Below are 4140 nucleotides of genomic sequence, written 5' to 3'. Positions count from 1 at the left end.
GAAGCAGCAACGACAACCGAAGCAGCAACGACGACAGAAGCAGCAACGGCGGATGAAGCAGAAAATGAGGTAGACGATATTAGTTATGAAGAGTATGAAGCAGAACTCGAAAACTATTTCGCTACATTAGAAGCGAATGTGTCCGTATTATCTGAAGATCAAATAGCTAGAGAGTTAGAGGATGCTGTGGATTTGGCAGTTGATGATTTTTATGAATTTATTTCTGATAACAATGATTTTGAAATTATTGAGAATAGATCTATGTCTTTTGAAAAAGAAAGAATCCTTCTATGTGCCAAACAAAATATAACTCACAAAATAATTAAAGTTGTAGTTGATGATTTCCAAATAGATGATACTCGTGGACAATCAAGTAAAGTTGTAATTAGATTTGTTTTAGAGGATGAATCACATTTTGCTGAACTAACGTATACAAATGGTGATTATGAATACAATGAATATCAAGGTAACTATATGCCGTTAATACAAGACGTTTTAGAGTTAAGTGAATTTAGTAAAATGATTGAAGATATTAAGAATACAATTATTGATGTGTTTCCAACTTTATTAGAGGAAGCAAGAAGCGAAAATAACTCTTACTTTTCAATAAAAGAAGGAGAAGACTCTATTCTATTGGAAGATGATTGCCCTGAATGTGGTGAAGAAGAATGCTTATGTATTAGTAAGTCATTTTTAAATAAGGCTGGAATTGAGCACTCTGAAAATATTGCATTATGTTTAAAGTGTGGACAGGGTATAGAATATTCACATTGCTTAAGATGTGACAGTATTATGTTAGATGATGGTGAAGAATTATGTGAAGCATGTCAAGATTTTATAGAAAACGAATAAAGATGTATATGTACATATTCTAAATTATTGTATACCTAAAAATAAATATCAGGAAAGCAATATGCCGTATTCTTTGTTATGTGGGGTCATTAAAACAACAGATACGAATAGATTGGATACGAAAAGAGAAAAATATCCTTTTAAAATGATACGCACATGCTTACTATAAATGAGGTTATTTTTTGAGGGGAATGGCGTTGTGACGGCATTTCTGAGCTAACTGCAGAAATGGCTTGAAAAGAGAGCAGAAACAAAAAAACGGAAAGCCTGTAGATATAAAAGGCTTTCCGTTTTTTTTCGTATTTCGGAGAATATGGACTATCGTTAAGGATAAGGTGAAAACAAAGAATGAAAAACATTAAAACTTTTTTTGTCTTAATATAATCGTATAGGATACGCTGAAGAATATCAGTGAGTAAATGAGAAGGCAAATTACGCCATTTTGAAAGTTTAATGAAGGATTGATTATCGGACTATTGTAGTCGCTGAAGATCAGCACTTTATATGGATCTGCATATGAAAATGGGAGCAGATGAGCAATGTTTTTTATAGAATCACTCTGAAGCAAAGGAGACTCAACCAGCAGAATGGATGACAATAGGATACCTGCATTCATAAGCAGACTCCCTGTGAATAGTGAGATAAAGAAGCTGAGGGACGACAGGAAAAGGATAAACAACAAGAATAACAGCAAGGATCTGCTATTGAACGCAGTTACTGACATGAAAAAAACGTCGACGCCATTTTGGGAATAAGCAATAGGGTAGCGGAAATCTCCTATCCCGTTCTGAAAAGCACTGATCAAAAAGGCGATAATCAGTGGAGTTACCAACGATAACGTGACGAATGCAGTAGCTGTTGAAACTTTTGCGAGGAAAATACTCCCTAATCTGCTGGGGACAACATTAAAGAAATTGATGTGATTTTTTCTTTTCTCAAAGGAATAGATATTTGCGAATAAAAGCGCGCAAATTGAGAAAATCAAAGAACTGGAAACAGTGCCGCTAAAAATACGTGCGACGTAATTTAATGCGGGAGCAGAAGCTTGAAAGCTGTCATCTACTTTGGTTATATCGTTTTTCACTAAATTTTCAAGAACCAGGACTGCCTTCTGCTGTTCAATGATAGAGAGTCCGTTTAGGATTCCCGACTCCATGTTTTGGAGCAGCTTTTTTTCGTACGCGTATTCAGCCTTAATCCTTTCTTCATCGGTTCCTGAAATGAGAGCGTCAATATAAGCGCTCAACAGTTCATTGCGCTCAATGGTATCAGGTAAGATATGCGCTGCAGCAGGCTCTGATTCCATTTGTTTTTGTGCTTGTTCACCGTATTCCAAATTAGCTCGCAAGTATTGCAACTCATTCTCATATCGGTTTTCTTGAGCTGTGGTAAACAAAAAAAGCGGGATGGTGAAAATGAAGGTCAATAAGATGAAACCGAAATAATTTGCTTTCTCAGAAAAAATTTTTTTGCATTCGAAAAGTATTGTTTTCATGGCAGAATCACGTCCTCCGAAAGATACAGTTCATCATAGCTTTGTTGTATGTCCAGAGTGTTCCCAACTATAATGACCTTTTGCGCATGCAGGAACAGAACTTCATCACAAATTGTATGAACATTTGTCAGATCATGTGAGGAAAAAATAATGGTTTTGCCGTTTTCTTTTATGGAGCGCAGCAAATTGTTTACTATTCTGAGACTAGTCGGGTCAAGTCCGTTCATTGGTTCATCCAGCAAAAGAATCGGTGCATCACTAATCGCATACATGCCTATGAGAACATGCTGTTTCATACCCAGTGAAAGCTTCCGTATCGGGATGTTTTTATAGCTATCCATTTTTAACATACGAATGATAGCATTGGGATCTACAGAAGAATGCCAAGCGCATTTCGTAAAGTTAAAATGATCTTGAGCGGTCAGATTTGCATATAACTGGTCACTGTTTTCCAAAAAGAAAATTTGTTTGAGATATTCTTCGCGTTCGCTGTAAAAATCCAGTCCATTGATTTTCACGTAGCCATCAGCAGGCTTTTTTATTCCTGCCAGCGTTCTTAGTAACGTTGTTTTCCCCGTTCCATTGGGTGCAACGAGACCGATTATTTTATTTTCAGAGAATTGATCATTCATTTCTTTCACAATTATTTTTTTCCCAAAGCTAATTTTTAAATCCATAAACTCTATCATTACTACCCACCTTTATGATGAAAAACCCCACTTACTTGGTCTGTGTTGAATTCTTTAAGTGGGGTTAAATTATTTTGAAGAGGTCTTAATGAACGGTACTTAATAGGTAGTGTACATATCTTCAAAATGATAGGTACTTCTAAACCAACCCTCATCTATACTTAAAATTTTGTACCCATTATAGGAATAGCCGGTTCTATAGGTAAGTATTTTGTAAGTAACATTATAGAGGCCACCCCAAATATCATCGGACAAGTTATGATCTTGAAAATATCTGTATCTTACTTCTGTGGCATTCGCCATTGGTGAGATTATTATATCTTTATCAGTTTTTACTATAGAGGAAGGGCTTGAGATTGGAACTTGGGTAGAAGCAGAGACTATTTCTGGAGAGATAAATAAGTAAAGTACCATAAGTGTACAAAATATTTGTAAAGTAATTTTCATTCGAGTGCATCTCCTTCTATGTGATTAGGTTATTGTTGTGCTATGTGGATAAATTTTTAGCAGTATATATTTTCCAAACTAAACTTTCAAGAATATACTTGTTGTCTAATAGAGCGAAAAATACGTGTTCACAGTCCGCCAATCACCTCCCAAATTAGTGTTCCGATGCTTTCTAACATTGCACACTCCTCCTATTTAGTATTTATTTACATATTTAGTATAAACTAGTTATACTAAATATGTAAAATAGTAAACAATACGGAACAAAAGGTGGGATGGAGATGAAAATTGGAGAAGTAATCAGTTCAACTCGGAAGAATAAGAATCTGAAATCAAAAGATGTCACTAGTGTTGCATTAATAAAATAAACAAACCGAATTTTTAGACAAAAACAAAAAGTCCTTTACAATGGTTGGTAAGATGACTTATCCAAGACCACTTTAAAGGACCTACAACTATGGATAAGCATAAACAAAAAACTTCATTTTGTAAATGGATTGCACCTGTCTCTTTTGAGAATCTACCGCTAAGACTACAAGAACAAATTGGACAGACAAATACCTATGTCAAGAAGCTCTATTTTGATCGTTTCCTCAAGCTGATGCTCCACGCAGTCTCGAGCCAAAAAGCCAGTCTTCGGGATATCGAAGCTTCCCT

5 protein-coding genes are annotated in these 4140 nt (G+C 35.5%); 2 read left to right on the top strand and 3 right to left on the bottom strand.

Annotated elements, in window-relative coordinates:
* The coding region (locus tag BMZ71_RS15015) for a hypothetical protein (RefSeq protein WP_177187639.1) at positions 1 to 852 on the top strand (852 nt) is incomplete at its 5' end.
* Positions 853 to 1210: 358 nt separating this feature from the next.
* Here the strand turns inward: BMZ71_RS15015 and BMZ71_RS14355 are convergent.
* The 3 genes from BMZ71_RS14355 to BMZ71_RS14345 all read right to left on the bottom strand — a co-directional run bounded on the left by BMZ71_RS14355 (position 1211) and on the right by BMZ71_RS14345 (position 3483).
* The gene (locus tag BMZ71_RS14355; RefSeq protein WP_086990884.1) at positions 1211 to 2347 is read right to left on the bottom strand and encodes a hypothetical protein; all 1137 of its coding nucleotides are present in this window, start codon (positions 2345 to 2347) and stop codon (positions 1211 to 1213) included.
* Positions 2344 to 3036, bottom strand: a complete 693-nt coding sequence (locus BMZ71_RS14350) for an ABC transporter ATP-binding protein (protein WP_086990886.1) — start codon at positions 3034 to 3036, stop codon at positions 2344 to 2346. Before BMZ71_RS14350 ends, BMZ71_RS14355 begins: the two co-directional genes overlap by 4 nt.
* Before the next feature lie 99 nt (positions 3037 to 3135).
* Positions 3136 to 3483, bottom strand: a complete 348-nt coding sequence (locus tag BMZ71_RS14345) for a hypothetical protein (protein WP_086990888.1) — start codon at positions 3481 to 3483, stop codon at positions 3136 to 3138.
* Positions 3484 to 3940: 457 nt separating this feature from the next.
* Between BMZ71_RS14345 and BMZ71_RS15215 the strand changes: the two genes are divergently transcribed.
* The coding region (locus BMZ71_RS15215) for a DUF4372 domain-containing protein (protein ID WP_245734463.1) at positions 3941 to 4140 on the top strand (200 nt) is incomplete at its 3' end.

The sequence above is a fragment of the Trichococcus flocculiformis genome, from assembly GCF_900113645.1.
Classification (GTDB): domain Bacteria; phylum Bacillota; class Bacilli; order Lactobacillales; family Aerococcaceae; genus Trichococcus; species Trichococcus flocculiformis.
Note: the sequence above shows the minus strand (reverse complement) of the source record. Positions and strands in the feature narration are given on the sequence as shown.

Excerpts from the sequence above, each read along its gene's own strand:
- BMZ71_RS14355 (WP_086990884.1), bottom strand. The coding sequence starts at position 2,347 with ATGAAAACAATACTTTTCGAATGCAAAAAAATTTTTTCTGAGAAAGCA.
- BMZ71_RS14350 (WP_086990886.1), bottom strand. The coding sequence starts at position 3,036 with ATGATAGAGTTTATGGATTTAAAAATTAGCTTTGGGAAAAAAATAATT.
- BMZ71_RS14345 (WP_086990888.1), bottom strand. The coding sequence starts at position 3,483 with ATGAAAATTACTTTACAAATATTTTGTACACTTATGGTACTTTACTTA.